General features: G+C 73.3%; 29 protein-coding genes. 14 read left to right on the top strand and 15 right to left on the bottom strand.

Features of this window, described 5'->3' with window-relative positions:
- The first annotated feature begins 28 nt into the window (after window positions 1-28).
- Complete coding sequence (locus ABEA10_RS44115; protein ID WP_345474570.1) at window positions 29-850, top strand: alpha/beta fold hydrolase; 822 nt, start codon at window positions 29-31, stop codon at window positions 848-850.
- A 32-nt stretch (window positions 851-882) separates the two neighbouring features.
- Here the strand turns inward: ABEA10_RS44115 and ABEA10_RS44110 are convergent, their stop codons facing one another.
- Window positions 883-2,112: an MFS transporter gene (locus ABEA10_RS44110; protein WP_345474568.1), complete on the bottom strand. Its 1,230-nt coding sequence runs from the start codon at window positions 2,110-2,112 to the stop codon at window positions 883-885.
- A gap of 81 nt (window positions 2,113-2,193) precedes the next feature.
- Between ABEA10_RS44110 and ABEA10_RS44105 the strand changes: the two genes are divergently transcribed.
- Together ABEA10_RS44105 and ABEA10_RS44100 are read left to right on the top strand one after the other, a co-directional pair.
- Entirely contained in the window at window positions 2,194-2,538 is a 345-nt protein-coding gene (locus ABEA10_RS44105) for an ArsR/SmtB family transcription factor (protein ID WP_345474566.1), read from the top strand.
- Between the two features lie 94 nt (window positions 2,539-2,632).
- Window positions 2,633-3,445: a pentapeptide repeat-containing protein gene (locus ABEA10_RS44100; RefSeq protein ID WP_345474564.1), complete on the top strand. Its 813-nt coding sequence runs from the start codon at window positions 2,633-2,635 to the stop codon at window positions 3,443-3,445.
- Window positions 3,446-3,451: 6 nt separating this feature from the next.
- Here the strand turns inward: ABEA10_RS44100 and ABEA10_RS44095 are convergent, their stop codons facing one another.
- Window positions 3,452-4,390, bottom strand: a complete 939-nt coding sequence (locus ABEA10_RS44095) for an alpha/beta hydrolase (protein WP_345474563.1) — start codon at window positions 4,388-4,390, stop codon at window positions 3,452-3,454.
- A gap of 96 nt (window positions 4,391-4,486) precedes the next feature.
- Here ABEA10_RS44095 and ABEA10_RS44090 point away from each other — a divergent pair, with 96 nt between their 5' ends.
- Window positions 4,487-5,065: a GNAT family N-acetyltransferase gene (locus tag ABEA10_RS44090; protein WP_345474562.1), complete on the top strand. Its 579-nt coding sequence runs from the start codon at window positions 4,487-4,489 to the stop codon at window positions 5,063-5,065.
- On the opposite strand, the gene ABEA10_RS44085 is transcribed toward ABEA10_RS44090, so the two are convergent.
- The 3 genes from ABEA10_RS44085 to ABEA10_RS44075 all read right to left on the bottom strand — a co-directional run bounded on the left by ABEA10_RS44085 (window position 5,049) and on the right by ABEA10_RS44075 (window position 7,754).
- Window positions 5,049-5,531, bottom strand: a complete 483-nt coding sequence (locus ABEA10_RS44085; RefSeq protein ID WP_345474560.1) for a methylated-DNA--[protein]-cysteine S-methyltransferase — start codon at window positions 5,529-5,531, stop codon at window positions 5,049-5,051. The two genes, ABEA10_RS44090 and ABEA10_RS44085, sit on opposite strands and share 17 nt — an antisense overlap.
- 35 nt (window positions 5,532-5,566) lie before the next feature.
- Entirely contained in the window at window positions 5,567-7,036 is a 1,470-nt protein-coding gene (locus ABEA10_RS44080) for an AlkA N-terminal domain-containing protein (RefSeq protein WP_345474558.1), read from the bottom strand.
- Between the two features lie 91 nt (window positions 7,037-7,127).
- Complete coding sequence (locus ABEA10_RS44075; protein WP_345474556.1) at window positions 7,128-7,754, bottom strand: TetR/AcrR family transcriptional regulator; 627 nt, start codon at window positions 7,752-7,754, stop codon at window positions 7,128-7,130.
- Between the two features lie 183 nt (window positions 7,755-7,937).
- Between ABEA10_RS44075 and ABEA10_RS44070 the strand changes: the two genes are divergently transcribed.
- A complete protein-coding gene (locus tag ABEA10_RS44070; RefSeq protein WP_345474554.1) occupies window positions 7,938-9,371 on the top strand; it encodes a DHA2 family efflux MFS transporter permease subunit in 1,434 nt (477 codons plus the stop codon).
- A gap of 43 nt (window positions 9,372-9,414) precedes the next feature.
- On the opposite strand, the gene ABEA10_RS44065 is transcribed toward ABEA10_RS44070, so the two are convergent.
- On the bottom strand, window positions 9,415-9,861 hold the full coding sequence (locus tag ABEA10_RS44065) for a GNAT family N-acetyltransferase (RefSeq protein WP_345474552.1): 447 nt from the start codon (window positions 9,859-9,861) through the stop codon (window positions 9,415-9,417).
- An 82-nt stretch (window positions 9,862-9,943) separates the two neighbouring features.
- A complete protein-coding gene (locus ABEA10_RS44060) occupies window positions 9,944-10,600 on the bottom strand; it encodes a class I SAM-dependent methyltransferase (RefSeq protein ID WP_345474550.1) in 657 nt (218 codons plus the stop codon).
- Window positions 10,601-10,689: 89 nt separating this feature from the next.
- Between ABEA10_RS44060 and ABEA10_RS44055 the strand changes: the two genes are divergently transcribed.
- A complete protein-coding gene (locus ABEA10_RS44055; RefSeq protein ID WP_345474549.1) occupies window positions 10,690-11,202 on the top strand; it encodes an SRPBCC family protein in 513 nt (170 codons plus the stop codon).
- Here ABEA10_RS44055 and ABEA10_RS44050 read toward each other — a convergent pair.
- Window positions 11,191-11,928: an alpha/beta hydrolase gene (locus tag ABEA10_RS44050; protein ID WP_345474548.1), complete on the bottom strand. Its 738-nt coding sequence runs from the start codon at window positions 11,926-11,928 to the stop codon at window positions 11,191-11,193. The genes ABEA10_RS44055 and ABEA10_RS44050 overlap by 12 nt on opposite strands.
- 94 nt (window positions 11,929-12,022) lie before the next feature.
- Here ABEA10_RS44050 and ABEA10_RS44045 point away from each other — a divergent pair, with 94 nt between their 5' ends.
- Entirely contained in the window at window positions 12,023-12,982 is a 960-nt protein-coding gene (locus ABEA10_RS44045) for a helix-turn-helix transcriptional regulator (protein ID WP_345474546.1), read from the top strand.
- 94 nt (window positions 12,983-13,076) lie between these two features.
- Here ABEA10_RS44045 and ABEA10_RS44040 read toward each other — a convergent pair whose 3' ends face one another.
- Window positions 13,077-13,730, bottom strand: a complete 654-nt coding sequence (locus tag ABEA10_RS44040; RefSeq protein WP_345474544.1) for a response regulator — start codon at window positions 13,728-13,730, stop codon at window positions 13,077-13,079.
- Complete coding sequence (locus ABEA10_RS44035) at window positions 13,727-14,989, bottom strand: sensor histidine kinase (RefSeq protein ID WP_345474734.1); 1,263 nt, start codon at window positions 14,987-14,989, stop codon at window positions 13,727-13,729. Before ABEA10_RS44035 ends, ABEA10_RS44040 begins: the two co-directional genes overlap by 4 nt.
- Before the next feature lie 156 nt (window positions 14,990-15,145).
- Between ABEA10_RS44035 and ABEA10_RS44030 the strand changes: the two genes are divergently transcribed.
- The 3 genes from ABEA10_RS44030 to ABEA10_RS44020 are packed head-to-tail and all read left to right on the top strand — an operon-like array spanning window position 15,146 to window position 17,732.
- A complete protein-coding gene (locus ABEA10_RS44030) occupies window positions 15,146-16,057 on the top strand; it encodes an ABC transporter ATP-binding protein (RefSeq protein ID WP_345474542.1) in 912 nt (303 codons plus the stop codon).
- The gene (locus tag ABEA10_RS44025) at window positions 16,054-16,917 is read left to right on the top strand and encodes an ABC transporter permease subunit (protein ID WP_345474540.1); all 864 of its coding nucleotides are present in this window, start codon (window positions 16,054-16,056) and stop codon (window positions 16,915-16,917) included. Before ABEA10_RS44030 ends, ABEA10_RS44025 begins: the two co-directional genes overlap by 4 nt.
- Before the next feature lie 23 nt (window positions 16,918-16,940).
- A complete protein-coding gene (locus ABEA10_RS44020) occupies window positions 16,941-17,732 on the top strand; it encodes an alpha/beta hydrolase family protein (RefSeq protein ID WP_345474538.1) in 792 nt (263 codons plus the stop codon).
- A 265-nt stretch (window positions 17,733-17,997) separates the two neighbouring features.
- Here the strand turns inward: ABEA10_RS44020 and ABEA10_RS44015 are convergent, their stop codons facing one another.
- A complete protein-coding gene (locus tag ABEA10_RS44015) occupies window positions 17,998-18,765 on the bottom strand; it encodes an SDR family NAD(P)-dependent oxidoreductase (protein WP_345474536.1) in 768 nt (255 codons plus the stop codon).
- A gap of 144 nt (window positions 18,766-18,909) precedes the next feature.
- Between ABEA10_RS44015 and ABEA10_RS44010 the strand changes: the two genes are divergently transcribed.
- Both ABEA10_RS44010 and ABEA10_RS44005 read left to right on the top strand, forming a co-directional pair.
- Window positions 18,910-20,133 (top strand): SLC13 family permease, encoded by a 1,224-nt coding sequence (locus ABEA10_RS44010; RefSeq protein ID WP_345474534.1) that lies wholly within the window; start codon window positions 18,910-18,912, stop codon window positions 20,131-20,133.
- A gap of 3 nt (window positions 20,134-20,136) precedes the next feature.
- A complete protein-coding gene (locus ABEA10_RS44005; protein ID WP_345474532.1) occupies window positions 20,137-20,637 on the top strand; it encodes a universal stress protein in 501 nt (166 codons plus the stop codon).
- Here the strand turns inward: ABEA10_RS44005 and ABEA10_RS44000 are convergent, their stop codons facing one another.
- Both ABEA10_RS44000 and ABEA10_RS43995 read right to left on the bottom strand, forming a co-directional pair.
- A complete protein-coding gene (locus tag ABEA10_RS44000; RefSeq protein WP_345474530.1) occupies window positions 20,638-21,342 on the bottom strand; it encodes a DedA family protein in 705 nt (234 codons plus the stop codon). It abuts the gene before it with no gap.
- Window positions 21,343-21,434: 92 nt separating this feature from the next.
- The gene (locus ABEA10_RS43995; protein WP_345474528.1) at window positions 21,435-23,075 is read right to left on the bottom strand and encodes an FAD-dependent monooxygenase; all 1,641 of its coding nucleotides are present in this window, start codon (window positions 23,073-23,075) and stop codon (window positions 21,435-21,437) included.
- 92 nt (window positions 23,076-23,167) lie between these two features.
- Between ABEA10_RS43995 and ABEA10_RS43990 the strand changes: the two genes are divergently transcribed.
- Window positions 23,168-23,770, top strand: coding sequence for a TetR/AcrR family transcriptional regulator (locus ABEA10_RS43990; RefSeq protein WP_345474526.1), 603 nt, complete (start codon window positions 23,168-23,170; stop codon window positions 23,768-23,770).
- Window positions 23,771-23,798: 28 nt separating this feature from the next.
- Here the strand turns inward: ABEA10_RS43990 and ABEA10_RS43985 are convergent, their stop codons facing one another.
- On the bottom strand, window positions 23,799-24,443 hold the full coding sequence (locus ABEA10_RS43985) for a response regulator (protein ID WP_345474524.1): 645 nt from the start codon (window positions 24,441-24,443) through the stop codon (window positions 23,799-23,801).
- Window positions 24,440-25,594, bottom strand: a complete 1,155-nt coding sequence (locus ABEA10_RS43980) for a sensor histidine kinase (protein ID WP_345474523.1) — start codon at window positions 25,592-25,594, stop codon at window positions 24,440-24,442. Before ABEA10_RS43980 ends, ABEA10_RS43985 begins: the two co-directional genes overlap by 4 nt.
- Window positions 25,595-25,755: 161 nt before the next feature.
- On the opposite strand from ABEA10_RS43980, the gene ABEA10_RS43975 reads away from it, so the two are divergent.
- Window positions 25,756-26,469 (top strand): ABC transporter ATP-binding protein, encoded by a 714-nt coding sequence (locus tag ABEA10_RS43975; RefSeq protein WP_345474521.1) that lies wholly within the window; start codon window positions 25,756-25,758, stop codon window positions 26,467-26,469.
- Window positions 26,470-26,471: the final 2 nt, after the last annotated feature.

Genomic DNA, 26,471 nt, shown 5'->3' with positions numbered 1-26,471 from the left:
CGAGCAGGCCGAGGAGGCGGGGCGAGCGATGAGCGGGCCGCACACCGCCTGGACGGAGCGCACCGTCGTACGGGACGGGGTCCGGTTGGTCGCACGCGACCATGGAGGCGCCGGGCGTCCCGTCCTGTTCCTGCACGGGCTCGCCGGGTACGGCGGCGAGTGGGACGCCACCGTCGCCGGGATGTGCGGGCGGTACCGCGTGGTGACGCTGGACCAGCGCGGGCACGGCGCGAGCGAACGCCGTCCGCCCGGCGGTGACATGTCCCGGTCGGCGTACGTGGCGGACGTCATCGAGGTCATCACGGCGCTGGGCCTGGACGACGTCGCCCTGGTCGGTCAGTCCCTCGGCGGGAACACCGCCATGCTGGTCGCCGCCGCCCGCCCCGATCTCGTACGGGCGCTGGTGATGGTCGAGGCGGGCGCCCGCGGCATGGTCACGCGTGAGGTGGACCGGATCGGTGCCTGGCTCGACTCCTGGCCCGTGCCGTTCGGCTCCCTCGACGCGGCGGCGGAGTTCTTCGGCGGCGGCCCGGCCGGAGCGGGCTGGGCCGCCGGGCTGGAGCGACGGGCCGGCGGATGGTGGCCGCGGTTCGACGCCGGGCTGATGGTGCGCTCCCTTGCGGGCCTGGTGCGCCCGTCCTTCTGGAGTGAATGGCGGCGGGTGGCCTGTCCGGCGCTCGTCGTCCTCGGCGAGTCCGGCATCATCCCCCTCGACGAGCAACGGGAGATGACGTCGGCGCGGCCGGGCACGGCGATGGTGACCGTGCCCGGCGCCGGGCACGACGTTCACCTCGACGCCCCGGAGGCGCTGCGGGCCGTGCTCACCGGCTTCCTGGAGCGACACCTCTGATCGCCGTGGTGATCCGGCGGATGGAGGCACGGTCAGCGGCGGGCGCGGGCGAGGACGAGCAGCAGCATCAGGCACAGCCCTGCGGTTACGGCGGCGAAGTACCGTACGGCGACGAGGAGCCCGACCGCGGTGGCGAGGAAGCCGACACCGACGACCGGTACGCCGACGCCGAGATAGAGCACCACGTAGAAGCTGGACAGCACGTCGGCGTGGCGGCCGGGAGGAGCCGCCTGGTTCACCGCGGTGAGACCGCCGAGGAACACCAGGCCCTGGCCGGACCCGGCGATCACGGTGGCGACGAGCAGCAACGGCAGCGAGGAGACGGTGCCCGCGACGGCGAGCAGCACCAGCCCCGTGGCGAGCAGCGGGAGGCCGGCCGATTCCAGCCGCCGTGCCGGCCGGCCGTAGCCGGCGAGTTGGGCGAGCGTGGAGCAGGCCAGCATCAGCGCGACGGCCGCACCGCCCAGCAGAAGGTTGCCGCTGCCGGACAGCTCGGCGACGTACGGCGGAACGAGAGTGAGGAACAGCCCGATCACGGCGAAGGCCAGGAAGCTCGCCGTCCCGCTGGTCGCGAACACCGTCCGCATGGCGGCGGGGATCTGCGGGCGGCGCGGAACCCATCGGGCGCCGGATCGCTTCGCCGGCAGTGTCGCGATCGCCGCCCAGGCCGGTGCGAGCAGTACGAGCTCCACCGCGAACGGCAGCACGTGCGGCGCCGGCGCGTACTGGGCGAGCAGCCCGGCCACCACCGGTCCGAGGCCCAGCCCGCCGGCGGAGGCAACGGTGGCCACCAGGGCCGCCCTGCGGCGGTCTCCCCCGGGCTCCAGTTCGGCCAGCGCCGCGGTCAGCGGCCCCGAGGCCGCGCCGAGCGCGGCTCCCTGCAGCATCCGGGCCGCGAACAGCCATGCCGTGCCCTCCGCCAGGGCGAACACCAGCGAGCCGAGGGCGGCCAGGGCCACCGCCGGCAGCAGTACGGCGCGACGCCCCACCGCGTCCGACAGCGGGCCGGCCACCAGCAGTGAGGGGATCAGGACGGCCGCGTAGACGGCGAAGATCAGTGTGACGACCAGCGGCGAGAAGCCGAACCGCACCGCGTACCCGCGGTACAGCGGCGTCGGCAGGTTCGTGCCGGTCAGCAGCATCAGCAGCGCGTAGGCGACGGCCCAGAAACGCCACCGCCGGGGCCGTGGGTCCGGGCCCGGCGAGCGGCGGTCGTGGCCGGGCATCCGGCCACGGCGCGCGGCGGTGAGGAGGAACGGCATTCGCGAGCTCCCATCATGTTCGGGAAACGCGAACATAGCAGATGTTCGGACTTATCGAACATGACGGTTATGCTGGACGCCATGGCCAGCCGGACCGCGACCGAACTCCTGCATCCCGACCGTGCCGAACTGCGGTTCACCACCGTGCTGGCCGCCCTCAGCGACCCGGTCCGGCTGGCGATCGTCGCCCGGCTCGCCGACGCCGAGCCGGACGGCGAGCTCGCGTGCACGACGTTCGCGCTCCCGGTCAGCAAGTCCACGCAGAGCGGTCACTTCAAGGCCCTGCGCGAGGCCGGGGTGATCCGTCAGCGGGACGAGGGCACACGGCGGCTCAACCGTCTGCGCCGCGACGACCTCGACGCCCGGTTTCCCGGGCTGCTCGACCTCGCCATCCCCCAGGGGCGCCAGGTCATCGCCGGCTGGTGACGAGCGCCGAGGGACGTCAGGCGCCGCCGGTCTGCTCGCTCATGACAGGCGTTAGGCTGCGAAGAATCGGCTGAATCATCACGGGGGATCCGGCTTGCCCGAGGAACAAGAGCTGCGCGCCGACTGCGCGAACTGTTTCGCGCTGTGCTGCGTCGCACCGGCCTTCGCGGCCTCGGTGGACTTCGCGATCGACAAGGGCGCCGGGCGGCCCTGCCCCAACCTGCACGCCGACTTCCGCTGCGGCATCCACGCGGACCTGCGCGACAAGGGCTTTCGCGGCTGCACCGTCTATGACTGCTTCGGCGCGGGCCAGAAGGTCTCCCAGAGCACCTTCGGCGGCCGCGACTGGCGCGACGAGCCGGACACCGCGCGGCGGATGTTCGCGGTCTTCCCGGTCATGCGGGACCTGCACGAGCTTCTGTGGTACCTGACCGAGGCGCTGGCCCTGCCCGCGGCGCGCCCGCTGGCCGACCGGCTCGACCACAAGCGCCGGGAGATCGAGCGTCTCACCGAGGGCGGCCCCGACGACCTGCTGAAGGTCGACGTCGCCGCGTGCCGGCGCGAGGCCAACACGCTGCTGTCGCGCGCCGGCGAGCTCGCACGCGCCGGCACACCCGGACGCGACCACCGCGGCGCCGATCTCATGGGCCGGGACCTCAGCGGCAGGGACCTGCGCGGCGCGAACCTTCGCGGCTCCCTGCTCATCGGCGCGAACCTGAGGAACGCCGACCTGGCGGACGCCGACCTCACCGGGGCCGACCTGCGTGACGCCGACGTGCGCGGCACCGACCTGAGCCGGAGCCTGTTCCTCACCCAGGCCCAGCTGGACGCCGCGAAGGGCGACGCCCGCACCCGCCTGCCGGCCGCGCGGGTACGCCCCGCGCACTGGCCCGGCGCGGTGGCCTAGGGCGACCTAGTCGGCGACGGCCTTGGCCAGGAACTCCTCCTGGGCGGCCAGTTCACGCTCGGCGACCGTCAGCGGGTGCGAGAGGAACCCGTGGGCGGCCTCGGCGATCACCTCCAGCGTCGTCTCGTTGCCCGCCGCGCGCCAGCGCGCCTCCATGAACAACGTGTCATCCAGCAGCAGGTCGCGCGTGCCGACGACGAACCGGGCCGGCGGAAGGCCGCTCAGGTCCGCGTACAGCGGGGAGACGTGCGGGGCGCGACGCGCCTCGACGTCGATGCCCGGCACGAACTGGTCGTAGTACCAGGCCATGATCGGCGTGGACAGGACGAGGTTCAGCTCACCCCACAGCCGCTGGCTGGGCGTCATCGACAGGTCGAAGACCCCGAACGTCAGCTGGGCCGCGCGGAACCCCCGCCCGCCGAGGCGCAGGAGGGTGACCGCGGACAGGTGCGCGCCGGCCGATTCGCCGCCGATCGTCAGCCGGTCCGTGCCGAACTCGCTCCGCGCGTTCGCGACCAGCCAGCGCGCCGCGTCCTCGCAGTCGTCCGGGGCGGCCGGGTAGGGGTGCTCGGGCGCGAGCCGGTAGTCGACGCTGACCACGGCCATCTCGGCGGCCTGCGCGAGCCGCCACAGCAGCCCGTCCTGGTCCGCGGCCGAGCCGAACGTCCAGCCGCCGCCGTGGATGTGCAGGTGAACGCCGCGGACGACCGGAGGCGTGAACACGCGCAGCGGGATCTGCCCGGCACGGCCGGGGATCGCGCGGTCCTGGCCCACGTCCAGGCGCACCGGGGCCGGGAAGGCTCCCTCGCCGCGGGCCCGCGCCGCCCGCGACACGACGGGGTCGTTCACCTCGTGATGCGCCGGCAGAGCGGCGAGAGTCTCGGCCAGGGTCTGGTTGAACGCGCGCGTCTCCTCGACGACGTCCGCGCCGGTCGTGATCAGCATTGTCCCAGCGTGCCGCAGGCCAACCTGGCCACGAAACCCCCCAGACGGGCGAAAATCACTTCGCGATCCCGCCGGGCCGGTCACTACCATCGACCGGTGCTGTCTCCCGAGCTCCCGATCAAGACCGAACGGCTGTTGCTGCGCCTCTACACCGAGAACGACCTCGACGACCTCGCGGACATCCAGTCCCGCCCCGACGTGACCCGCTACCTGTACTGGGGTCCGCGGGACCTCACCCAGACACGCGGATCGCTCGCCATGAAGATCGCCGCCTCCGGGCTGAGCAAGGAGGGCGACAACCTGACGCTCGCCGTGGAGCTGCCCGAGACCGGCAAGATGATCGGCGATGTCCAGCTCTTCTGGACCAGCGAGGAACACCGGCAGGGCGAGATCGGCTACATCTTCCACCCCGACCACGGCGGGCACGGTTACGCCACCGAGGCCGCCGAGGTTATCCTGCGCCTGGCCTTCGAGGGGCTCGGCCTGCATCGTGTCGTCGGCCGCCTCGACGGCCGCAACACCGCCTCCGCCCGGGTCCTCGAACGCCTCGGCATGCGCCGCGAGGCGCATCTGGTACAGAACGAGATGGTCAAGGGCGAGTGGACCGACGAACTCGTGTACGCGATGCTCGAGGACGAGTGGCGCGCCCGCCGCACCGTCAGGACCGCTCGCTGACGGTCCGCTCGAAGTCCAGCAGCCGCCGCTTGCGGTCCAGCCCGCCACCGTAGCCGGTCAGGTCGCCGCTCGCGCCCACGACCCGGTGGCAGGGCACGATGATGCCGATGGGGTTGTGGCCGTTGGCCAGGCCGACGGCGCGCGCCGCGGTGGGCCGGCCGAGCCGGTCGGCGAGCTGCCCGTACGACACGGTCCGCCCGTACGGGATCGCCCGCAGCGCCTCCCAGACCTGCCGCTGGAACGGCGTGCCGGCCATGGCGAGCGGCAGGTCGAAGCGCGTGCGTCTCCCGGCGAAGTACTCCTCCAGCTGCCGCGCCGCCTCGGCGAAGGGCGCGTCGTCTCGGTCGCCGAAGGTCTCGGGTTCGGGCCGGTACCGCTGCCGGTCCATGTAGAGGCCGGTGAGCGCGCCGTCGGTGCCGACGAGCGTGAGCGGGCCGAGCGGACTGTCCACGACGGTGTGGGGCATGGTGTGTTCCTGATCGGGTCGGGGGCGGAGGGGCTTCAGGCGGGGATCCGGTTGATGGCATGGTCGCCGGTGGCCCACAGGTGCTGCACCGCGTACGCGCGCCAGGGCCGCCACGCCGCGGAGTGGCGGATCAGCGCCGCCGGGGTGCCGGGCAGGCCGAGGTGTCGCGCGGCGATGCGTACGCCCAGGTCGGTGGCGGTGAAGGCGTCCGGGTCGCCGAGGGCCCGCATGGCGATCGTCTCGATCGTCCAGGGACCCAGGCCGGGCAGCTCGCCCAGCCGCACCCGTGCCTGGGCCCAGTCGCTGCCGGGCCCCAGGTCGATCTCACCCGCGGCGAGCGCCGCCGCCAGGGTCGTCAGCGTCACGCGGCGGGCCTGGGGGAACGCCAGCGTCGCCGGGTCGACCTCCGCCAGCGCCTCGGAGGCCGGGAACAGGTGGGTCAGCCCGCCCTCGGCGTCGGTCACCGGGTCGCCGATGGCGCTGACGAGCCGGCCCGCGTGCGTACGGGCCGCGGCGGTGGACACCTGCTGGCCGAGCACGGCGCGGACGGCGAACTCCGCGCCGTCCGCGGTGCGCGGCACCCGCCGTCCGGGACTCTTGTCCACGTACGGCGCCAGCACCGGATCGCGGCGCAGCAGATCGTCCACCGCGACGGGGTCGGCGTCCAGATCGAGCATCCAGCGGCACCTGCTGATCGCGTTGGCCAGGTCGCGCAGGTCGGTGAGGGCCAGCCGGCAGGTGACGTGCTCCGCGCCCGGCCGCAGCGAGACGATCCCGTGGCCGTGCGGGAGCCGCAGGGTGCGCCGGTACGCTCCGTCGCGCCACTCCTCGACGCCGGGCACGGCGGTCGCCGCCAGGTGACCGAACAGGTTGTCGGGGCACAGCGGCGCGCGGAACGGCAGCCGTAGCGTGAGCGTGCCGGAGGTCTCGACGGGCCGGCCGCGGCCGACGCGGTGGCGCAGCTCGGTCGGCGAGAGCGCGAAGACCTCCCGCACCGTGTCGTTGAACGTGCGGATGCTGGCGAACCCGGCCGCGAACGCGATGTCGCTCATCGGCAGCGTGCTGGTCTCGATCAGGAGCCGGGCGGTCTGGGCGCGCTGGGCGCGGGCCAGCGCGAGCGGGCCGGCGCCCAGTTCGGCGCGCAGCTGACGTTCGATCTGCCGGGTGCTGTAGCCCAGCCGTGCGGCCAGGCCCGGCACGCCCTCACGGTCGATGACACCGTCGGCGATCAGCCGCATCGCGCGGGCCACCAGGTCGGCGCGCTCGTTCCACTGCGGTGAGCCGGGGCTGGCGTCGGGACGGCACCGCTTGCACGCGCGGAACCCGGCCTGCTGGGCCGCCGCGGCGCTGGGGTAGAACCGCATGTTCTCCGCCTTGGGCGGGACCACCGGGCAGCTCGGCCGGCAGTAGATCCCGGTGGTCAGCACCCCGGTGAAGAACCAGCCGTCGAACCTCGCGTCCTTGGATCGTACGGCGCGTACGCAGCGTTCCACGTCCTCATGCATGCGTCCCAGCATCGCCTCTGGCCACCGGCCTCCGCTAGCGAGAATCCGACATCAACGTGCGGCGCCCCGAGGACGGCCCGCGGCGGTCGTCTCAGCCGATTTCACGGTCGTCTCGGCCGGCGGGAGGAGGATCCGCCGGCTCGCGTGCGGGCAGGCCGCGCAGCAGGACGTCCAGGAACAGGTCGAATCGCGGCCGGCCGTCGCCCAGGTCCAGGGACTGCTCCTGGGCGGCCAGCCAGCTCACCAGCGAGGTGCCGAAGATGTACCAGCTCTGCTCGGCCAGTTCCGGGGAGACGCCCGCGCCGGTGAAGGCGCGGATGACCCCGGCCCGGAGCCGCCCGAACGACTCGGCGTTGTGACGGTGCGGACGGGCGGTGCGCGTCGCGTAGCCGGGGACGGCGAGGAACTCATCGTGCATCGACCAGGCCAGGCGGCGCAGCCAGGGCCGCCACTGGCCTTCCTCGGGCTCGTCGGCGGGCAGGATCCGCTCCACCAGTACGTCGCTGACCATGTCCATCAGCTCGTCGCGGTTGGAGATCCACCGGTACAGCGCGCCGTGCGTGACGCCGAGGCGGGCCGCGAGTTCCCGCAGCGTCAGGGTCTCCAGATTCGACGCCAGCGCGGCGGAGACGATCTGCTCGCGGCTGAGCTGCGGCGGGCGTCCTCGCCGCGGCCGGTGCGGCGCTCCCTTGGCGTCCTGTCCGGCGCGGCTGGCCATGGGCCTGAGTCTACGGCCCGCCGGAGGCGACACCTCCGTCACCGGAGCTGCGACCGTCCGCTACCGAAGCCGCCCGTCACCAGAGCCCTCCGGGACCGGCCCGCCGCCGGCTCACGCCGTACCGCCACCCCTACGGGATCAATATAGTGACCAATGGTCACTAATTAGGTTAGGCTTACCTTCATGAGCGCGAAGCCAGATTCTCCCCTCGCGGCCGGTACCGCCTCCGGGCCGGTCACCCGCGCCGGCTCGGGCGGCGCACCGGTCCTGACGCTGGCGTGCGCCGGGGTGTTCGTCATCATCCTGGACGCGACCATCGTCTCCGTCGCCCTGCCGGGCATCACCGCCGACCTGCGGTTCGCCCCCGCCGACGTGGCCTGGGTGGTCAACGCCTACACGCTGGCCTTCGCCGGGCTGTTGCTGCTCGCCGGACGGCTGGTCGCCAACTACGGGGCCCGCGCGACGTTCCTGACCGGCGTCTGTTGCTTCGGCGCGGCGAGCCTGGCGTGCGGGCTGGCTCCCCAGGCATGGGTTCTGATCACGGCCCGCGCGGTTCAGGGCGCCGGCGGGGCGATCGTTATGCCGGCCACGCTGACCATGGTCACCGGCGCCTATCTCGACCCCGCGGCGCGCAGCCGCGCGCTGGGGCTGTGGAGCGCCGTCGGAGCCGCCGGTGCCGCCGCCGGCTCGGTGATCGGAGGCGTGCTCACCGACCTGGCCGGCTGGCGCTGGGTGTTCCTGGTCAACGTCCCCCTCACCCTGGTCATCGCGGTGGCGACCGTGATCGTCATGCCCCATGCGGACCGCCGGCCCGCGCGGGCCCGGCTCGACGTGGTCGGCGCGGTCCTGGCCACGTGCGGGCTCACCGCCCTGGTCTACGGCGTGCTCGACAGCGCCGACGACGGCTGGTCATCGCTCCCGGTCGTCGTCTCGCTCGGCGCCGCGGCCGTACTGCTGGTCGTGTTCGCGGCCCACCGGCACCGGTGGGCGAGCGCGCCGCTGGTGCCGCTCGGCCTGTTCGGTTCCCGCCCGGTCGGCGCCGCGAACGCGGTGATCTTCTGCCTCGGGCTCGGCTTCTTCGCCAGTCCCGTCCTGCTGTCGATCTACCTGCAGCAGGCGCTCGGCTACCCGCCGATGCGGGCCGGACTGGCGTTCCTGCCCGCCGCCGGCGCGCTGTTCACCGGCGCCCGGCTCGCCGGACGGCTGACCCACCGTCACGGCGTCCGGCTGGTCGCCACCGTCGGGGCCCTCCTCGCCGCCGCCGGATTCGCCTGGCTGGCCCGCCTGGGAGCACACACGCGGTACTGGCCCGCGATCGCCCTGCCGCAGGTCCTGTTCGGCCTCGGCATCGGTGTGGCCTTCACCCCGATCACCGTCGCCGCCACCGCCGTCCCCGCCGACCTGGCCGGGGTGGCCGCCGGCGTCCTCAACACCGTCCGTCAGGTCGCCGCGGCGGTCGGCCTGGCCGTACTGTCCACACTGGTCACCGCCCACTCCGGCCACGCCGACGGCTACGGCCTCGCCTTCGGCGTCGCCGCCCTCATCGCCGCGATCGCCGCCGCCGGTGCCGCACTCCTGCTCCCCCGGCACCCCGCGGACACTCAGCCGGCGGCATGAGGCGCCCTCGCCGAGCCGGCGGAGCCGTCGGACGGAGCCGAGGTCACAGCGGCAGCTTGAATCCGTCGTGGCTGCGCACGAAGCCGAGCGAGGCGTAGAAGCGATGGGCCTCGGTGCGCCGTTTGTTGCTGGTGAGCTGCACCAGTGTGCAGCCGCGGGCACGAGCCCGGTCGATGGCCCAGGTGAGCATCGTACGGCCGAGGCCGGCCCCGCGCCGGTCGGCGCGTATCCGCACCGCTTCGATCAGCGCGCGCTCCTGCCCGTGGCGGCCCAGACCGGGGATATAGGTGAGCTGCAGACAGCCGAGGACCGTACCGTCTCCCTCGTCGAGGACCACCATCTCGTTGCGCGGGTCGGCGTCCACCGCCTCGAACGCCTGCGCGTACGCCTCGTCGACCACCACGGTCGCCGGATCCACGACCGCTTGCTCATCGGACAACAGTGCGATGATCGCGGGCAGGTCCCGCCGTGTCGCAATACGGAAGAGCATCTCGGCAGAATGACAGACGAACGGCTCGATCGCGGCTGGCCGTTCTCCCGACGCCTGTCGGATACGGCGATCTCGTAGCCGCTCAACCGTGACGCCAGACGAGCGTGTAACGCCAGAACAGCCGGCGGCGCAGTCGTGCGCCGGGCAGGGCCGCTCGGGCGTCGCGGACGATGTCGGGGAAGCTCATTTCGGCCGGCCGGGTCAGGGCCGTCATCGAAACCGGACGAGGTGCTGTGCGGCCCCTGTTCTTGAGCCGGCCCGTGGCGACGTTGAGCGGGACGGCCGCGGCCGCGAGCAGGTGGTCGGCGAGAGTCGTCGGGCGCGACAGCCCGAGAACCACCAGGGTTCCTCCGGGCGCCAGGTGGCGGCGGAAGACGGCGAGAGCGTCGGTGAACGGCAGGTGGTGGATCGCGGCGACGCAGGTGATGACGTCGTAGGGGCCGCCGGGGATGCCGGTCAGCGCGTCCGCGGTCGTGAAGGTGACGGGAGCCGCCGGAGGGGTCAGCTCCCGGGCCCGGGCGGTGATCTTCGGGTCGGAGTCGATGCCGAGCACCTTGTCGGCGCGTGCGGCCAAGAGCCTGGCCAGGTCGCCACTGCCGGAGCCGACGTCCAGGGCACTGCCGAAGCGCCGGGGCAACCGCCGCAGGATCCACGGGTGGTAGTGAGCGTTGTGGTCCCAAGGGTGGGCGGCGTTGAACCGGTGAAGTGCCCCGAGGACGCGGCGCGGCGGTGTCGGCATGGCGTCAGTCCACCAGGTCTCTGGCTCACCGACCAGGCGATCTCCTACCCGTACGTGCGGTGTGCGGCGTTTGTGGCATGCTCCCGTTCATGTTCAACCGGCTGATCGCGGGCATTCTGGCACCCGCCATCGTCCTCGCCGGCTTCTACCTGTGGGGCCGCTCCCACCCCTACACCGTGACGCGGTCCACCGAGATCGCCGCCTCCCCCGCCCGGGTCTGGCAGGTCCTCACCGACCTGCGCTCCTACGACCACTGGAACCCCGAGATCACCGACGTGGGCGGCCGTCTCGCCGTCGGTGAGACCCTGACCCTCCGCCTGCACTCCAGCGGCGGCACCTCGACCGTCCGCCCGACCGTACGGGCGGCCGAGGCGGGCCGTGAACTGCGCTGGTTCAGCCACTATCACGAGGTCGGCGGGCTGGCCGACGGCGAGCACCGGTTCACGATCGAGGCGGCCGCCCCGGGGCGGGTGCGGTTCACCCAGGCCGAGACGTTCCGCGGGATCGCCGTGCCGTTGTTCCACGGGAGCCTGGCCGCGAGCTGCGACCGCTTCGACGCGATGAACGCCGCGCTGAAGAAGCGCGCCGAGTCAGGCGAGTGAGGCCAGCGCCCGCGCGGTGTCGGCCGGGCGCGACAGCATCGGGTAGTGCCCGGTCGGCAACGGCACCACCTGCGGCACCCCGTCGAAGCCGGCCATCATCGGATCCTCGTCCGCGAACATCTGCTGTACCTGCTCCTCGGCGAAGACGCAGGCGATCAGCGTCTCCGGCACGGGTGTGCGACGGGTCCGCCGCAGCGGCTCGGTCGCGGTCGCGAACGGCTGGGGCACACTCCGTTCGCGCAGCAGCGCCAGGTCGGCCGGGCCCAGGCCGGCCAGGTTGCGCGGGTCCTCCGCGACCTCGGCGAACGGCGGCGGGGGCAGCCGCCAGCCCTCCCCCTCCGCCGCGACCCGCTTCTCGATCTCCGCACGGGCCTCGGGCGGGTTGACGTCGAACTGCCGCACCCCGTCCGGCAGCGGCACCGAGTCCAGGTAGACCACCCGGGCCAGCCGCTCGGGGACCCGGTCGGCGGCCTGCGCCACCGGCAGCCCGCCGCCGCTGTGGCCCACGAGGATCACCTCCCGCAGGTCCCCGTACCGCAGGGTGTTGACCACGTCGAGGGTGTGGGTCTCCATGCCGACCTCGGGCGTCGCCAGGTGTGCCCGGTCGCCGAGTCCGGTGAGCGTCACCGGATGCACCTCGTGCCCGGCCGCCCGCAGCCGGGCGCCGACCGCCTCCCACACCCAGCCGCCGAGCCAGAACCCCGGGACCAGTACGAATGTCGCCATCATGCGTCCTTTCTCTCGTCTGGCCCGAACCTAGAGCCGAATCCGGACAGCATCGGTCCGGTATAAAGAGCAGAATTCGCCCGGGGAGGAACCGATGTCCCATCCGACCACCCGCGTGCTGGCGATGCTCGAACTGCTGCAGGCGCGCCGGGAGCTCACCGGCCGGGAACTGGCCGACGCGCTCGGCGTGGACGAGCGCACCGTACGGCGTTACGCGCTGCGCCTGGCCGAGCTGGGCATCCCGGTGGAGGCGCGGCGCGGCCGGTACGGCGGTTACCGGCTGCTGCCCGGTTACAAGCTGCCGCCGCTGATGTTCAGCGAAGACGAGGCGGTCGCGGTCGTGCTCGGCCTCCTCGTCGGGCGCCGGCTCGGGATCGCCACCGAGGGGGCGCTGGAGAAGATCCATCGCGTCCTGCCGGCGTCGTTGCGGGACCGCGTCGCCGCTCTGCGCGAGACCCTCGGGTTCACCCTGGCCCCGCGCGAGGCGTCGTCGCCGGACGCGTCGGCGCTGCTGGTCCTGGCCGCCGCGGCGCGCGACCGGCGGCGGGTGCGGCTGCGGTACCGCTCCTGGCGAGGCGAGGACAGCGAACGCGAGCTGGACGCCTACGGCCTGGTGTTCCACTCCGGCCGCTGGTACGCCTCCGGGCTGGATCACCGGCACGGCGAGGTCCGCACCTTCCGCGTCGACCGGATCGCGGCGGTTGAGCCGCTTCGGGTCACCTTCCCCGATCCGGGCGAGTTCGACGTCGTGGCGCACCTGACCGCCTCGCTCGCGTCCGTGCCGTACGCCCACGAGGTCGAGGTCGTGCTGCGGACGACCTTGACGGAGGCCAGGCGGCGGCTGCCGCCGACGATGGCGACGCTCACCGAGGTGCCCGAGGGCGTGCTGCTGCGCGCCCGCGCCGAACGCTTGGACGGCATGGCGAGAATGCTGGCCGGCCTCGGATGGCCCTTCACGGTCCGCCGGCCGCAGGAGCTGCGCGGAGCCGTACGGGAGCTGGGCGAGCACCTGCTCCGGTCGGTCGAGAGCGCGCAGGACCCGCTGTCCGGCTGACCGGCTCGCCGTGGCCGGTGAACGTTTCGGCCGGCCGTGGCAGAGTCGTGGCGCGGACCGCCCGCCCCTGAACCGGGCGAGGAGTTCCCGCCGGTCACCGGGTCGGTGCGACCAGTCCTGATTGGTGGGCGAGGATGACGAGTTGGACGCGGTCGCGGGCGTCGAGCTTGGCGAGCAGGTTCGCGACGTGGGTCTTGGCGGTTCCCGCGCTGATGTGAAGGTGGGCGGCCAGTTCGGCGTTGGACATGCCGCGTCCGACGAGCGTGAGGACTTCGCGTTCGCGTGCGGTGATGCGGTCGAGTTCCGGTACCGGGGCCGGCTCGGAGCGGCCGGCGAACTGTGCGATGAGGCGGCGGGTGACGCCCGGGGCGATCAGCGCGTCGCCGGCGGCCACCACGTGGACGGCGGTGAGGATGTCGTCGAGGGCCATGTCCTTGACGAGGAAGCCACCGGCGCCGGCGCGGAGCGCGGCGTAGACGTTGGAGTCGGTGTCGTAGGTGGTGAGGATGACGACACCGGTCGCCGGAGAGTCCGCGGTGATCATCTGGGTGGCCTCGATGCCGTCCATGCCGGGCATCCGGATGTCCATGACGACCACCTCAGGGCGTAGTTCCCGGGCCAGCCGGACGGCTTGGGCTCCGGTCGCGGCCTCGCCGACGACCTCGACGTCCGGGGTGGTGTCGATGACCATGCGCAGGCCGGCGCGGACCAGTTCCTGGTCGTCGGCGAGGACGACGTGGATCGTCATCGCGCCTGTCCGGCGTCCGTGGGCAGGGGCAGTCGCGCGCTGACCAGAAAGCCGCCTTCGGAGCGTGGGCCCGCGCTGAACCGGCCGTTCAGGAGAGCGACTCGCTCGCGCATGCCGGGAATCCCGTACCCCGATCCGGCGTCACCCGTGCCGGCGGACGACGGCTCGCCGGGCCGGGCGGATCCCGAAGTACGGCGACCGGCCGTGCCGGCGTGTCCGTCGTCGGTGATCTCGATGCGCAGTTCGTCGGGACGGTGATCGATCGACACCCGGCACCGGCGGGTGCCCGCGTGGCGGATCACGTTGGTCACCGACTCTTGGATGATACGGAAGGCCGCGTGGTCGACGGTGGGCGGCAGCGGACGCCGTTCCCCGTGGCGTCGTACGTCCATCGTGACGCCGGCCGTCGCCGTGGTCGCGGTCAGCCGGTCCAGGTCGGCCAGTCCCGCGAGCGGTGTGACGTCCTCGGGCGTCGTCTCGGGTTCGGCCTGGCGGAGGACGTCGAGCATGCGTCGCAGTCCGTGCAGGGTCTGCCGGCTGGCGGCCTCGATCGCCCGCAGCGAGGTCCGTGCCTGCTGTGGCGCGGTGTCGATGACCCGGCTGCCCGCGCCGGCCTGAATGGCGATCACCCCGATGCTGTGGGCGACCATGTCGTGCAGCTCACGGGCGATCCGCAGCCTCTCGGCGGTGACCGCTTGGACCGTCGCGTGGGCGCGGAGCGTCTCGCCGTACTCGCGCCGCTGACGCAGCGCGGTCCCGGTCAGCCAGGCCGTCACGACGCTCACGGCGAGCAGCACCGTCAGAGCGACGAACCCCGGTACGAGCAGGCGATGCGGTCCTCCGTCCTCGACCAGGCCCACCTGCCAGGTCACCTCTTGGACGACGAGCGTGGCGGCGGTCGCCGTCAGGCCCTCGCGGCGTGTCCGCGTGGCGGTGACGAACGCGACCAGCAGGTCCGTCGTCACGAACAGCGGCCAGACCTGCTCGGCCCGCAGTCCTAGCGGCGCGGTCGCCGCGATCGCGGCCAGCAGCACCCCCAGGGCCGGCCATGGGCGGTGCCGCGCCCAGCCGAGCGGCGCGGCCAGCGCCATCGTCACCGCCACCAGGCCGGCGGACAGGTCGTTCCCGGGGCTGCCGGGCTCGGCGCCGCCCGTGATCGTGGCGCACAGCACGAGGGCCGGTCCAGCCACCGCGCACGCGGACAGCACGGTTCGCGCGATGGGCGACGTGTGTCGCGCGGGCGGAAGGTCCGGTGTCATCTGGTGCACGGGCGGATCGTACGGGTCCGGCCACCGCCCTGGCGTCAGCCTCGAGACCTATGCTCGCGGGCGTATGCCCGCCGGCCGATCCCACGCGCGGAATCCCCGCCGCCGGACCGATGCGGGATCACCACCACCCCCGGCAGCGTGGGCCGGGTGATCGAAGTCAACGGATTGACCAAACGCTACGGGCACGTTCTGGCGGTGAACGACCTGAGCTTCACGGTGCCGCCCGGCCAGGTCACCGGGTTCCTCGGGCCGAACGGCGCGGGGAAGAGCACGACCATGCGGATGATCCTCGGGCTGAACCGGCCCAGCGCCGGCACCGCGACGATCGACGGGCGGCCGTTCAGTGAGCGGCGCGCCGGACTGCGTCACGTCGGCGCGCTGCTGGACGCCGGCGACGTCCACCCCGGGCGCAACGCGGTCGCGCACCTGTCCGCGCTCGCCCGCGGCAACGGCCTGCCCCGCCGCAGGGTGCGGCAGGTTCTGGAGGAGGTGGGGCTGGCGGGCGCGGCGCGCCGCCGCGTCGGCGGGTTCTCCCTGGGCATGCGGCAGCGGCTGGGCATCGCGTCCGCGCTGTTGGGGGATCCACCGGTGCTGATGTTCGACGAGCCGGTCAACGGTCTCGATCCCGAGGGCGTGCGATGGGTGCGGGACCTGTTCCGGCGGCTCGCCGCCGAGGGCCGTACGGTGCTGGTCTCCAGCCATCTGATGAGCGAGATGCAGAACACCGCCGATCGGCTGGTGGTCGTCGGCCGGGGCTCGCTCATCGCGGAGGAGACGGTCGCCGAGTTCGCGGCGCGCGGCACCCGCGCCCGGGTCACGGTGCGCACACCGGAGCCCGCCCGGCTGGCGGCCGCGCTGACCGCCGCCGGTGCGGTCGCGGCGGCGGACGGCCACGAGGCGCTGACGGTGACGGGGCTGCCGGCCGCCCGTGTCGGTGACCTGGCCCTCGCGCACCGGATCCCGCTGCACGAACTCACGACGCGCACCGCGTCACTGGAGGAGGCTTTCATGGAACTCACCGCCGACCAGGCCGAGTACCGCGCGGGAGACCGCCGGTGACCGCCCCGGCCTCGCCCCGGGCGGTCGCACCGGCTCCGGGCGCCCGGCGTCATCCGGTCGCGGATCCCGGCGTCCGGTTCCGTGACCTGCTGGCCGCCGAGTGGATCAAATTCTGGTCGCTGCGCTCGACCCGCTGGGTACTCGGGCTCGGCCTGCTGCTCGTCCTCGGGGGCACCCTGCAGAAAAGCCTGGACGCCTACAACTCCTGGCCGACCTTCCGCCCGATGGAGAAGGCCCACTTCGACCCGTTGACCACGGCGTTCAGTGGCGTGACGGCGACTCTGATCATGATCGGCGCCGGCGTCATGGGGGCGCTGACGATCGTCGGCGAGTACTCCACCGGCCTGATCCGCACCACCCTGACCGCCGTTCCGGCCCGCGGGCGCGTGGTGGCGGCCAAGGCGACCGTCATGGCGGCCGTCATGCTCGTGCTCGGCGCCGCGCTGTCGCTCAGCACGTTCGCGGTGAGCCAGGCCATCCTGTCCGGGCGCGGTGTCGCCCTGTCTCCGGGCGCCTCCGGCGTGCCGCACGTGCTGGTCGCCAACGGGCTGCTCGCGCCCCTGTCCGCGCTGGTCGGCATGGGCGTCGGCGCGCTGCTCCGGCACACCGCCGGTACCGTCGCCACCTGCTGCGCCGTCCTTGTGATCGCGCCCGGTTTCTTCAAGCCCACCGTCCACCAGTGGGCCAACGACGTCTACGCCTGGTTCCCCTTCTACGACTGGGTCAACTGCCTGTCGCAGCGGCATCCCAGGTCGGCTCCCGCACTGCCGACGACGACCGGCTCATGGATCGTCTTCGCCGTCTGGCCGCTGGTCTCCGCCGCTCTCGCCGCGATCGTCGTTCGACGGCGCGACGTATGACCAGGCGTCTCGAAAGGAATCCGATGAAACCGAACCTGACCGACGCGCGCCCGGCGCACGGCCGCTTCCCGCTGGTGGTGCTGTCACCCGGCCTCACACTGCCGCGCGCCGTGCTCTCCGGGCTCGCCGAGGACCTGGCCAGCCGCGGCTACGTCGTCGCGCTGGTCGACCACACCTACGAGGCCGCCGGCATCACCTTCCCCGACGGGCGGACCCTCGCCTGCGTCATCTGCGACCGGCCTCCCGCGGGCGGCCAGCCGGCCATCGCCGAGAGCAGGGCCAGGGACCTCACCTTCGTCCTCGACCGGCTGACCGGCCGGCACCCGGCATGGCCTGCCGCCCACATGATCGACGCGAGGCACATCGGCCTGGCCGGGCACTCCATCAGCGGCGACGCAGCACCCGTCACCATGGCCGCCGACGACCGGGTGCGGGCCGGAGTGAACCTGGACGGCACCTTCTACGCGCCGGTCCCCACCACCGGACTGCACGGCAGGCCCTTCCTGCTCCTCGGTACGAGCTCCATCCACGGTTCGGGCGGTGACAAGGACAAGACCTGGGACCGCGACTGGCCGAACCTCGACGGGTGGAAGCGCTGGCTGACCGTCACCGGTGCCGACCATTCCAGCTTCACCGACGGGCCGATCCTGTCGACGCTGCTCGGCATGCCCTCCGAGCTCTCCGGCTCGCGCGCACTGACGATCACCCGGGCCTACGTCGGCGCCTTCTTCGACCAGCACCTCAAGGGCGAACACCGGACACTGCTCGACCGTCCGACATCCGCCTATCCGGAGGTCACCTTCCAGCACGGGTGACGAAGCGGCCGCGATCCCGGCGGGTTTGATGACCAGGTCGTCGGAGGGGTAGATCCCGGCGGGTTTGTTCTTCACCCGCGCGGCCTTCCGGATCGCCCGATCAGCGATCTTGCGGGCGCCGGCGCTCGCCACGCCGGTCGACCAGGTCAGCGCGCAGCGACCTCGGTCCCGCCTCGGTGAGTGCCTTCACCAGCCGCGACGCCTCCGAGCCGCTGATGGGGCAGTCGCGGCACAAGGAGGCGGAGAACCAAGCCGTGCCGGGCGTTCAGTGCGCGGAGAAACCGCCGTCCACGAAGATCGACTGGCCGGTGACGTACGCCGACGCCGCGCTCGCCAGGAACACGGCCGCGCCGGCGAAGTCGTCGGGCCGGCCGTTGCGGCCGATCAGCGTGCGGTCCGCCATCGCGGCGTGCCTCTGTGGCGGGATGTGGGTGACCAGCGGCGTCACGACGAACCCCGGGACGAGCGCGTTGCAGCACACGCCGCGCGCCGACCACGCCTCGGCCTGCGAACGGGTCAGCGCGACCAGGCCGCCCTTGGTGGCGCCGTAGGCGCCGCTGTTGCCGAACGCGCGGAAGGACTGCTGGGAGGCGACGTTGATGATCCGGCCGTGGCCGCGCTCGGCCATGCCCGGCCCGAACCGCTGGCCGAGCAGGAACGGGGCGTCGAGGTTGACCGCCATCGACCGGTCCCACACCGACGCGTCCAGCTCGTCCATCGGCGGCCGCAGGTTGATGCCGGCGCAGTTGACCAGGATGTCGGGCTCGCCGAAGATCTGCGCGGCGTCCTCGGCCGCCCGCCCTACCTCGGCGCGCTCCCCCAGGTCGGCGGTGACATGGGCGGCCCGGCCGCCGGCCGACTCCAGCGCGGCGACGGTCTCGCGCAGCGCCGGCGCGCCGCGGGCGATGAGCACGACACTCGCGCCGGCCCCCGCCAGTGCGGTCGCGATGCCCCGGCCGATGCCCGAGCTGCCACCGGTCACGATCGCCACCCGGCCCGTGAGCCCGAAGGTCTCCTCCAAGAACCCCGTCACAGCGGCAAACGCTATCGGATCGGATCGGCGCGGCGGCGAGCCGCGCTTGGCGGCGGCGATCGCGGAGATAATCCGACCGCGAGGCGTCGGGATCGTCTCCGGGAGGCCGTACTGAACACCGTCGTCGCCGGGATCGTCTCGGCCGTGTCGCTGCTGGCGGTGCTGGCGTTCGCCGTCGCGCGGCCGCGGCGGTTGCCGGAGGCGGCGGCGGCGGTGCCGGCGGCGGCACTGGTCGTGGCGATCGGCGCGGTGCCGCCCGAGCGGGCGTGGACGCAGGTCCGGCAGCTGCTGCCGGTCGTTCTCTTCCTGGCCGCGGTGCTCGTGCTGGCGCAGCTGTGCGACGACGAGGGCCTGTTCACCGCCGCCGGCGACCTGATGGCGGGGACCTGCCGGGGGCGTCCCGAACGCCTGCTCGGCGGTGTCTTCGCCGTCGCCGCACTGGTCACGGCGGTGCTCAGCCTGGACGCGACGGTCGTGCTGCTGACGCCGGTGGTGTTCGCTACGGCGGCGCGGGCCGGCACCCGGCCGCGACCGCACGTGTACGCGTGCACGCACCTGGCCAACTCGGCGTCGCTGCTGCTGCCGGTGTCGAACCTGACGAACCTGCTGGCCTTCCCCGCCACCGGGCTGACCTTCGCGCGGTTCGCGGCGCTGATGGCCCTGCCGTGGCTGGCCGCGATCGCGGTGGAGTACGCGGTGTTCCGGTGGTTCTTCCGCTCCGACCTGGCGGCCTGGGCCACGCCCGCCGCGCCGGCGCGGCGCACGCGCCTGCCGGTGTTCCCCCTGGTGGTGCTGGCGTTGACGCTGGCGGGGTTCGCGCTGGTCTCTCTCGCCGGGCACAACCCGGCCTGGGCGGCGCTGGCCGGGGTGCTGGTGCTGGCGGCGCGGGCGCTGGCGCGGCGGCGTACGAGCGTGCGGGAGCTGGTGGGGGCGGCGAACCCGCTGTTCTGCCTGTTCGTGCTGGCGCTCGGTGTCGTGGTCAAGGCCGTGACCGACAACGGGCTGGGCACCGTGGCACGGCACGTGCTCCCGCACGGGTCGAGCCTGCCCGCGCTGCTGGCGGTCACGGCCGTGGCGGCGCTGCTCGCCAATCTGATCAACAATCTGCCCGCCGTTCTGGCGCTGGTGCCGCTGCTCGCCTCAGGCGGGCCCGGTCCGGTGCTCGCGGCGCTGATCGGGGTGAACGTCGGCCCCAATCTCACCTATGTCGGGTCGCTGGCCACGCTGCTGTGGCGGCGGGTCCTGCACGAGCGGGACGCGGAACCGGCGCTGGGCGACTTCACGCGGCTGGGCCTGATCGCGGTGCCCGCCACGCTGGCGGCGGCGACGGTGGCACTGTGGGTGATGCAAAGTGTGCTCGGAGGATGACACATGCCGGTGATGACGATCATCTGGATCACCGAGGGCACGTGGCAGGCGGCGGTCGATACGGCCCGCACGCTCGCCCCGCCCGACGCGGAGTTCACGCTGCTGCACGTCAGCGGTGGTGAGGCGGCCGGTGCGGCGCACGCGGCGTTCGCCGGGCTGCTGGGCCGCGGTGGACGCGGCGGACGCGACCCCGGCGACCGGCTGGAGGAGCTTTCGGAGGCCGCGGCGGAGGATCTGCTGCGGGCGGCCGGGGAGCGGCTCGGCCGGCCGGCGGCGGTCCTGCGGCGCCGGGGGCGGGTCGAGCGCGAGGTCGTACGGGCCGCCGAGGACGCCGACCTGCTGATCTGCGCGCGCGACGGTGACCGCGAGCGGCTCGGGCCGCGCAGCCTCGGTCCGGCGGCGCGTTTCGTCGTCGACCACGCGCCCTGCCCGGTGCTGGTGGTGTGGCCGCGGGAGGCGCCCGGCCTGGACTCCCTGCCGCCACCACCCCCGCCGCGGCACTGATCAGTCCGCGTCGACGGTGGCCGGGGTACGGCGGCCGCGCAGGCGCTGCACGACGATCACCCCGGCGACCAGCGCGATGGAGATCCACAGCCCGTAGTGGGAGATGGTCCTGGCGACGTCGACGGCGTCCTGACCCAGGTAGTAGCCCAGCGCGGCGAGCATCCCGATCCACAGCAGCGCGGCGACCACGTCGAGCAGCACGAAGGTGATCAGCCGCATCCCGGTCCAGCCGGCGACCACGAACAGCAGCGCCGCCGGTATGGGCAGGTAGTAGGCGAAGACGACGCCCAGCCAGCCCAGCCGGCGCCCGTACCTCTCGGCGCGGGCGACCAGCCGGGCGCCGCGGCGGCTGCGGCCCGCGAAGATCAGCAACAGGCCGCGTCCCCAGCGCCGGCCCGCCCACCAGAAGAACGGATCGAACATGATCATCCCCGGGACGGCGGAGACGACGACCAGGAACAGCGGCACCTGCCCGACGCGAGCGAACGCGCCGGCGGTCACGATGGAGGTCATGCTGCCGGTCAGCAGCTCCAGCAGCACCGGATGGCTGCCGATGAGCAGGGGCCGTACCGGGATGATCGCCAGGGCGTACAGGCCGCTCGCCGCGATGCCGAACCAGCAGATGAGATCGGCCCGCCGGGGCCGGCCCGCCCAGGGGACGCCGGGCTGCGGTGCCTGAGATGCCCTGTCCTGGGCGGTGGTCATACCTCGATCGTAGGGTCCGCAGGCCAGGGATCCGGCGGGAGGGCGGGGTCGCTGGGGGAATCTTGACGAAGCCGGTGTGGGCTCTGGCCCCTTCAGCGCGCCGCCGGACGGCCGGCTCCCAGCGCCCGTCGCGTGGCGACGGTGAGCGCGGCGAGGGCATCGGGGACGGCGCGGGGAGCGCGCCAGGCGATCACCTGGTCGGGGCGGACCAACAGGGCGCCCTGGCGGCCGATGCCGCAGACGTCGGTGGGCCGGGCCGTCGCCGAGGCGATGTCGCCGGGCAGGAGCGTCGCGTCGAGGAAGGCGCCGCGCGGGTCCAGCCGGCGTACGGCGCGTATCCAGGGGTGTCCTTCTGGCCCGGCGAGAAGCAGGTACCGGCCATCGCGGACCAGGTCGAGCGTGGAGCGGAGCCCGTCCTGGCCGATGAGGGGCAGGTGCGGCAGCCGGGTGCCGGGCTCGCCGCGCCAGCGGTCCGGCTCGTCGGCCGTCGGCAGGCCGTCCGCCTCGTCCGGTAGGGGGTAGCGGTAGCCGACGGCCACCGCCGCCTCACTGAGCAGCGGGCGGTCCTCGATCGGAACCCGGGCGCGGTCGCGGGCGCGCAGCAGCGCCTGTTCCACCGTGATGCGGCCCACCGTGCGGCGCTCGGGCTCATAGTCCTCCACCAGCCGCGGGTCGGCGTGGCCGCGCAGGACCGAGACCAGTTTGGCGGTGAGGTTCCAGGCGTCCTGGATGCCGGTGTTGGCGCCGAATCCGCCGGTCGGCGGCGTGACGTGCGCCGCGTCGCCGAGCAGGAGAACGCGGCCGGCTCGGTAGGAATCGGCCACCCAGCCGCCCATCTGCCAGGGGCGGCGTTCGGTGAGCGTGAAACGCGTCGGCGGCAGGCCGAGCGCCCGGGAGACGATCTCCCGGCACCGCCGGGCATCGAACGCAGCCGGGTCGGTGAGGGCGGGATCGTAGGTCACCGACACCGTCCCGCGGTCCTGCGCGGTGTTCCAGGACAGGAACGCCTGCTCGGGCGGCCCGGTGAAGGCCAGGGCGAGCCGCCTGCCCTCGAGCAGCGGGCGCAGATCGGCCTCGAAGCCGATCTCCATGACGTGCGCGACCGCATCGGTGCCGCTGCGGCCGATGCCCAGGCCCTCGCGGACGGCGCTGCCGTTTCCGTCCGCGGCCAGCAGAAAGTCGGCCGCCACGGTGTACACGCCGCCGTCGGCGCCGCGTATCCGCGCCAGGACATGGTCCTCGTGCCGGCGCAGTTCGAGAAGGCGGTGGCCGAAGCGCAGGTCGGCGCCGGCGGCGCGTGCGTGCGCGCGGACGACCTCTTCCAGGTCGGCCTGTTTGACGAAGGCGCTGGGGCAGGGCGAGACGCGGCTGAAGTCCTCCGCGGCCGGCAGCGGCCAGCGCCGCAGCTCCGGGCCGGCGAGCGAGGTGACCACCGCGGCATGGTCGGCCGGCGGGAGGCGGTCCTGGACGGCGTAGACGTCCTGGTCGGCGCCGACCGAGCGGTACGCCTCCATCGTGCGCGGATAGAACAGCTTGGCGCGTGGCCTGGCCGAGACGGCGGTGTGCTTCTCGACCAGGACGGGGGTGATGCCGCGGGCCGCGAGGAACAGCGCGGCCGAAGCCCCCACGATGCTGCCGCCCACGATCAGGACGGGAACGCGCGCCGAGGGCGGCGGATCGGCGGCGACCGGGGCGATCTCGCCGGCCGGCGTGGTGGTACTGGCGTCGGGCATGGGGAGGGTTCCCTTCAAACGAATCGGAACAGATCTGTTCCATTATTACCTCGCGCCAGGAGCAAACGAAACAGCCCTGTATCGTTACGGAGGTGAACGCGGAACTTCCGGCCCGTCGCGCCGGTCGGCGGCGCGACCCGGCCGCCGACTCGGCCATCATCGACGCGGTCCTCGACCTGGTCACCGCCGGCGCGACCCTCACCGGCCTGTCGCTGGTGGCCATCGCCAAGCAGGCCGGAGTCTCCCGTAACAGCGTCTACCGGCGCTGGAAGACCAAGGACGAGCTCTACCTCGACGTACTCGAGACGATCAACAGGCCACGGCCCGCACCGACCGGCGCCGACACGCGCGGCGATCTGGCCGTCCTCCTGCGGGCCCTGGCCGAGCGCGTCGTCGACGAACGGGCCAGCAGCATGCTGCGCGCCCTCAACGCCGAGGCCGCGACCTTCCCCCGGCTGCACCGCCGCTACTTCGAGGAGATCGTCGCCCCCCGCCGGGAGGCGATGAACCGTGTCCTGCGGCGCGGCGTGGAACGAGGAGAGATCCGCCCGGACGTCGACCCCGACCTGGTCTCGGAGCTTCTCGTCGCGCCCCTGCTCGCCCGGATGGCATCGGGCGGCACCGACCGGCTCGACCCCGAACGGACCAGCCGCCAGATCATCGACCTCGTCCTCAGCGGCGCGGCGCCGAGCTGACGGGCAAGAACACCGTGATCCGGTGAGGTCACAAGAGGCCGGCGTCGCGGACCTTCATGGCGACGTGGACACGGTTGTCGGTGCCGAGTTTGGTGAAGATCCGGGTGATGTTGGCCTTCACGGTGGCGACGCTCATGTACAGCTGCTGGGCGATCTCGGCGTTGGATCTGCCGCGGGCCACTTCGACGGCGACCTCGCGCTCGCGTTCGGTGAGCCTGTCCAGCTCACGTTGAGCCTGGGTGCGCGGGAGGTCCTGCCGGGTGGCGGCGGCGATCAGCTGGCGGGTCACGCTCGGTGAGAGCACCGGCTCGCCGTTGACCACGGTGCGGACCGCCTCGATCATCTTGGCCGGCGGTGTGTCCTTCAGCAGGAAGCCGGCGGCGCCGAGCCGCAGGGCCCGCAGCACCATGTCGTCGGCGTCGAAGGTGGTGAGCACGAGGATCCGGGGCGGATCCGGGCGCGCCAGCAGGCGCTCGGTGGTGACCAGGCCGTCCTGGACGGGCATCCGGATGTCCATCAGGACGACGTCGGGCCCCAGCTCGTCGATCACCCGCAGGGCTTCGCGGCCGTCGCCGGCCTCGCCGACGATGGCCAGGTCGGGCTCGCCGCCCAGGATGAGGCGCAGCCCGGTGCGGACCATCGGGTCGTCATCCACGATCACCAGTCGGTTCACGGGCTCGGGATCTCCCAGGGCAGGCAGGCGTCGAGGACGAAGCGTCCGTCCCGCAGGACGTGGCTGAGGGTACCTCCGGCCATGCGGGTCCGCTCGGCCAGGCCGACCAGCCCCAGCCGCCCGCCGGGACCGGGCGAGGCGTCGGACGCCGGGTTGCTGACCCGGATGCGCAGGCCCTCGCCCGGTCGCCCGCCGAGTTCGGCGGTCACCCGGCTGTCCGGCGCGTGTTTGCGCGCGTTGGTGAGGGCCTCCTGGAGGATCCGGTAGGCGTGCCGGCCGGTCTGTTCGGGGAGCAGGTCCCGGTCGGCGATGGTGTCGGCCACCTCGACCCGCTGGCCGGCGGCGCGTACCTCCTCGAACAGGGCGCCCACATGGGCCAGGGTCGGCTGCGGAGCCGCGACGGCACCGTCGGAGCGGAGCGTCCCGAGCACGGTGCGCAGCTCGTTCAGCGACCGGTGCGCGTTCTCCTGGATCGCCTGCGCGGCCGAGCGGATCTCCTCGGCGTCGAGGTCGGTACGGTACGCCAGGCCGCCGGCGAGCATCGACAGCAGCGAGAGCCGGTGCGCGAGGATGTCGTGCATCTCCTGGGCGATCTTGGCGCGCTCCGCCAGTTTCGCCTGCTCGATCCGGGACAGCTGCTCGCGCTCGGCGGTCAGCTCCGCCTCGCGGCGTGAGGCCGCCAGATCGCGGCGTCCGCGCAGGTAGAGGCCGAAGACGGTGAGCCCGCCGAGGATGAGGGTGCCGGTCGCCAGGGAGACGACGGTCGCCTGGCCGATGCCGAAGCGCACCGAACGCGCCACCAGGCACAGCCAGGACACGGCCGCGATCGGGATGATCTCGCGCCAGCGCCGGCGTGTGCTCAAGGACACGTACGCCACCTGCGCCGGGCCGGTCGCGAGGTCGGAATAGCCGGTGAGCAGGGCGGTCGCCAGCGCGATCGGCCAGGGCCGGCGTCGTCGCCAGCGCATCAGGACCAGCCCGGTCAGGCCCAGCGCCAGGTCGACCAGCGCCGGGACGAGCCGGTGGTGGTCGCGGGAGAGGGCCGCGGCCCAGGTGGAGGCGTAGAACACCATGGGAACGGCGGCGCACAGGTAGCGCAGCGCGACGCCCGCACGGTCGAGGGGCGGCTGGTTCCGCGGGTGGTCCTCCACAGCCCGCAGCCTAGAGACGCCCGCGCCGGGGCCGTTAGCGACCCGGGTCGACCCCGGGTCGACGAAGGTCTACGCGGGTGAGCGGTGAGCCCCGACCCACGTCCGGCCGCGCTCGACCCGGGTCCGATGATCGGCCGGGGCGGCTCCGGTGGACTGGACGCGTGATCGAATTCAGCCACGTCAGCAAGACCTACCGGGGTGTGCGGGCGCTCGACGACGTGTCCTTCACGGTCGGCCCCGGATGCGTCGCGGGGTTCCTCGGACCCAACGGCGCCGGGAAGTCGACGGCCCTGCGCATCCTGGTCGGCCTCGTCCGCCCCACCTCCGGCTCGGCCACCGTGCTCGGCCGGGCGTACGCGGACCTGGACGCCCCCGGAGCGCGCGTCGGCACGCTGCTGGACGCCGGTGCCCTGCATCCGGGGCGCACCGGGCGCGAGGTCCTCACGCTGGGCGCGATGACGATCGGCCTGCCGAGGGCACGGGTCGGCGAGGTCCTCGACCTGGTCGGGCTGAGCGGCCGGGAGGCCGGCCGGCCCGTCGGCGGCTACTCGCTGGGGATGCGGCAACGCCTCGGCATCGGCCATGCGCTCCTCGGCCGGCCCGAGGTCCTCATCCTCGACGAGCCCGCCAACGGCCTCGACCCCCAGGGCATCCACTGGATGCGCGTGCTGCTGCGCGGGCTCGCGGACTCCGGATGCTCGGTGCTGCTCAGCTCACACCTTCTGCATGAGATCGAGCAGGTCGCCGACCGGGTCGTCCTGATCGGAGGCGGCCGGATCCTGGCGCAGGGCACCGTCACCGAGCTGGGCCGGGGCCGCAGCCTCGAGGAGACCTTCCTCGAACTCACCGCGAACGCCGATCGGAGTGCTTCATGACC

The sequence above is a fragment of the Actinoallomurus oryzae genome (assembly GCF_039541955.1).
In the GTDB taxonomy this organism is placed as follows: domain Bacteria; phylum Actinomycetota; class Actinomycetes; order Streptosporangiales; family Streptosporangiaceae; genus Actinoallomurus; species Actinoallomurus oryzae.
This window is presented reverse-complemented; position numbering and strand designations above follow the sequence as displayed.

Bases quoted from the DNA above. Each gene is read 5' to 3' on its own strand.
- ABEA10_RS44055 (WP_345474549.1), top strand. From the start codon at position 10,690: ATGTTCAACCGGCTGATCGCGGGCATTCTGGCACCCGCCATCGTCCTC.
- ABEA10_RS44115 (WP_345474570.1), top strand. From the start codon at position 29: ATGAGCGGGCCGCACACCGCCTGGACGGAGCGCACCGTCGTACGGGAC.
- ABEA10_RS44085 (WP_345474560.1), bottom strand. From the start codon at position 5,531: ATGCCCCACACCGTCGTGGACAGTCCGCTCGGCCCGCTCACGCTCGTC.
- ABEA10_RS44110 (WP_345474568.1), bottom strand. From the start codon at position 2,112: ATGCCGTTCCTCCTCACCGCCGCGCGCCGTGGCCGGATGCCCGGCCAC.
- ABEA10_RS44105 (WP_345474566.1), top strand. From the start codon at position 2,194: ATGGCCAGCCGGACCGCGACCGAACTCCTGCATCCCGACCGTGCCGAA.
- ABEA10_RS44060 (WP_345474550.1), bottom strand. From the start codon at position 10,600: ATGCCGACACCGCCGCGCCGCGTCCTCGGGGCACTTCACCGGTTCAAC.
- ABEA10_RS44040 (WP_345474544.1), bottom strand. From the start codon at position 13,730: ATGACGATCCACGTCGTCCTCGCCGACGACCAGGAACTGGTCCGCGCC.
- ABEA10_RS44005 (WP_345474532.1), top strand. From the start codon at position 20,137: ATGCCGGTGATGACGATCATCTGGATCACCGAGGGCACGTGGCAGGCG.
- ABEA10_RS44095 (WP_345474563.1), bottom strand. From the start codon at position 4,390: ATGCTGATCACGACCGGCGCGGACGTCGTCGAGGAGACGCGCGCGTTC.
- ABEA10_RS44080 (WP_345474558.1), bottom strand. From the start codon at position 7,036: ATGCATGAGGACGTGGAACGCTGCGTACGCGCCGTACGATCCAAGGAC.
- ABEA10_RS44000 (WP_345474530.1), bottom strand. From the start codon at position 21,342: ATGACCACCGCCCAGGACAGGGCATCTCAGGCACCGCAGCCCGGCGTC.
- ABEA10_RS43995 (WP_345474528.1), bottom strand. From the start codon at position 23,075: ATGCCCGACGCCAGTACCACCACGCCGGCCGGCGAGATCGCCCCGGTC.
- ABEA10_RS44070 (WP_345474554.1), top strand. From the start codon at position 7,938: ATGAGCGCGAAGCCAGATTCTCCCCTCGCGGCCGGTACCGCCTCCGGG.
- ABEA10_RS44045 (WP_345474546.1), top strand. From the start codon at position 12,023: ATGTCCCATCCGACCACCCGCGTGCTGGCGATGCTCGAACTGCTGCAG.
- ABEA10_RS44035 (WP_345474734.1), bottom strand. From the start codon at position 14,989: ATGACACCGGACCTTCCGCCCGCGCGACACACGTCGCCCATCGCGCGA.
- ABEA10_RS44020 (WP_345474538.1), top strand. From the start codon at position 16,941: ATGAAACCGAACCTGACCGACGCGCGCCCGGCGCACGGCCGCTTCCCG.
- ABEA10_RS44050 (WP_345474548.1), bottom strand. From the start codon at position 11,928: ATGGCGACATTCGTACTGGTCCCGGGGTTCTGGCTCGGCGGCTGGGTG.
- ABEA10_RS44065 (WP_345474552.1), bottom strand. From the start codon at position 9,861: ATGCTCTTCCGTATTGCGACACGGCGGGACCTGCCCGCGATCATCGCA.
- ABEA10_RS44075 (WP_345474556.1), bottom strand. From the start codon at position 7,754: ATGGCCAGCCGCGCCGGACAGGACGCCAAGGGAGCGCCGCACCGGCCG.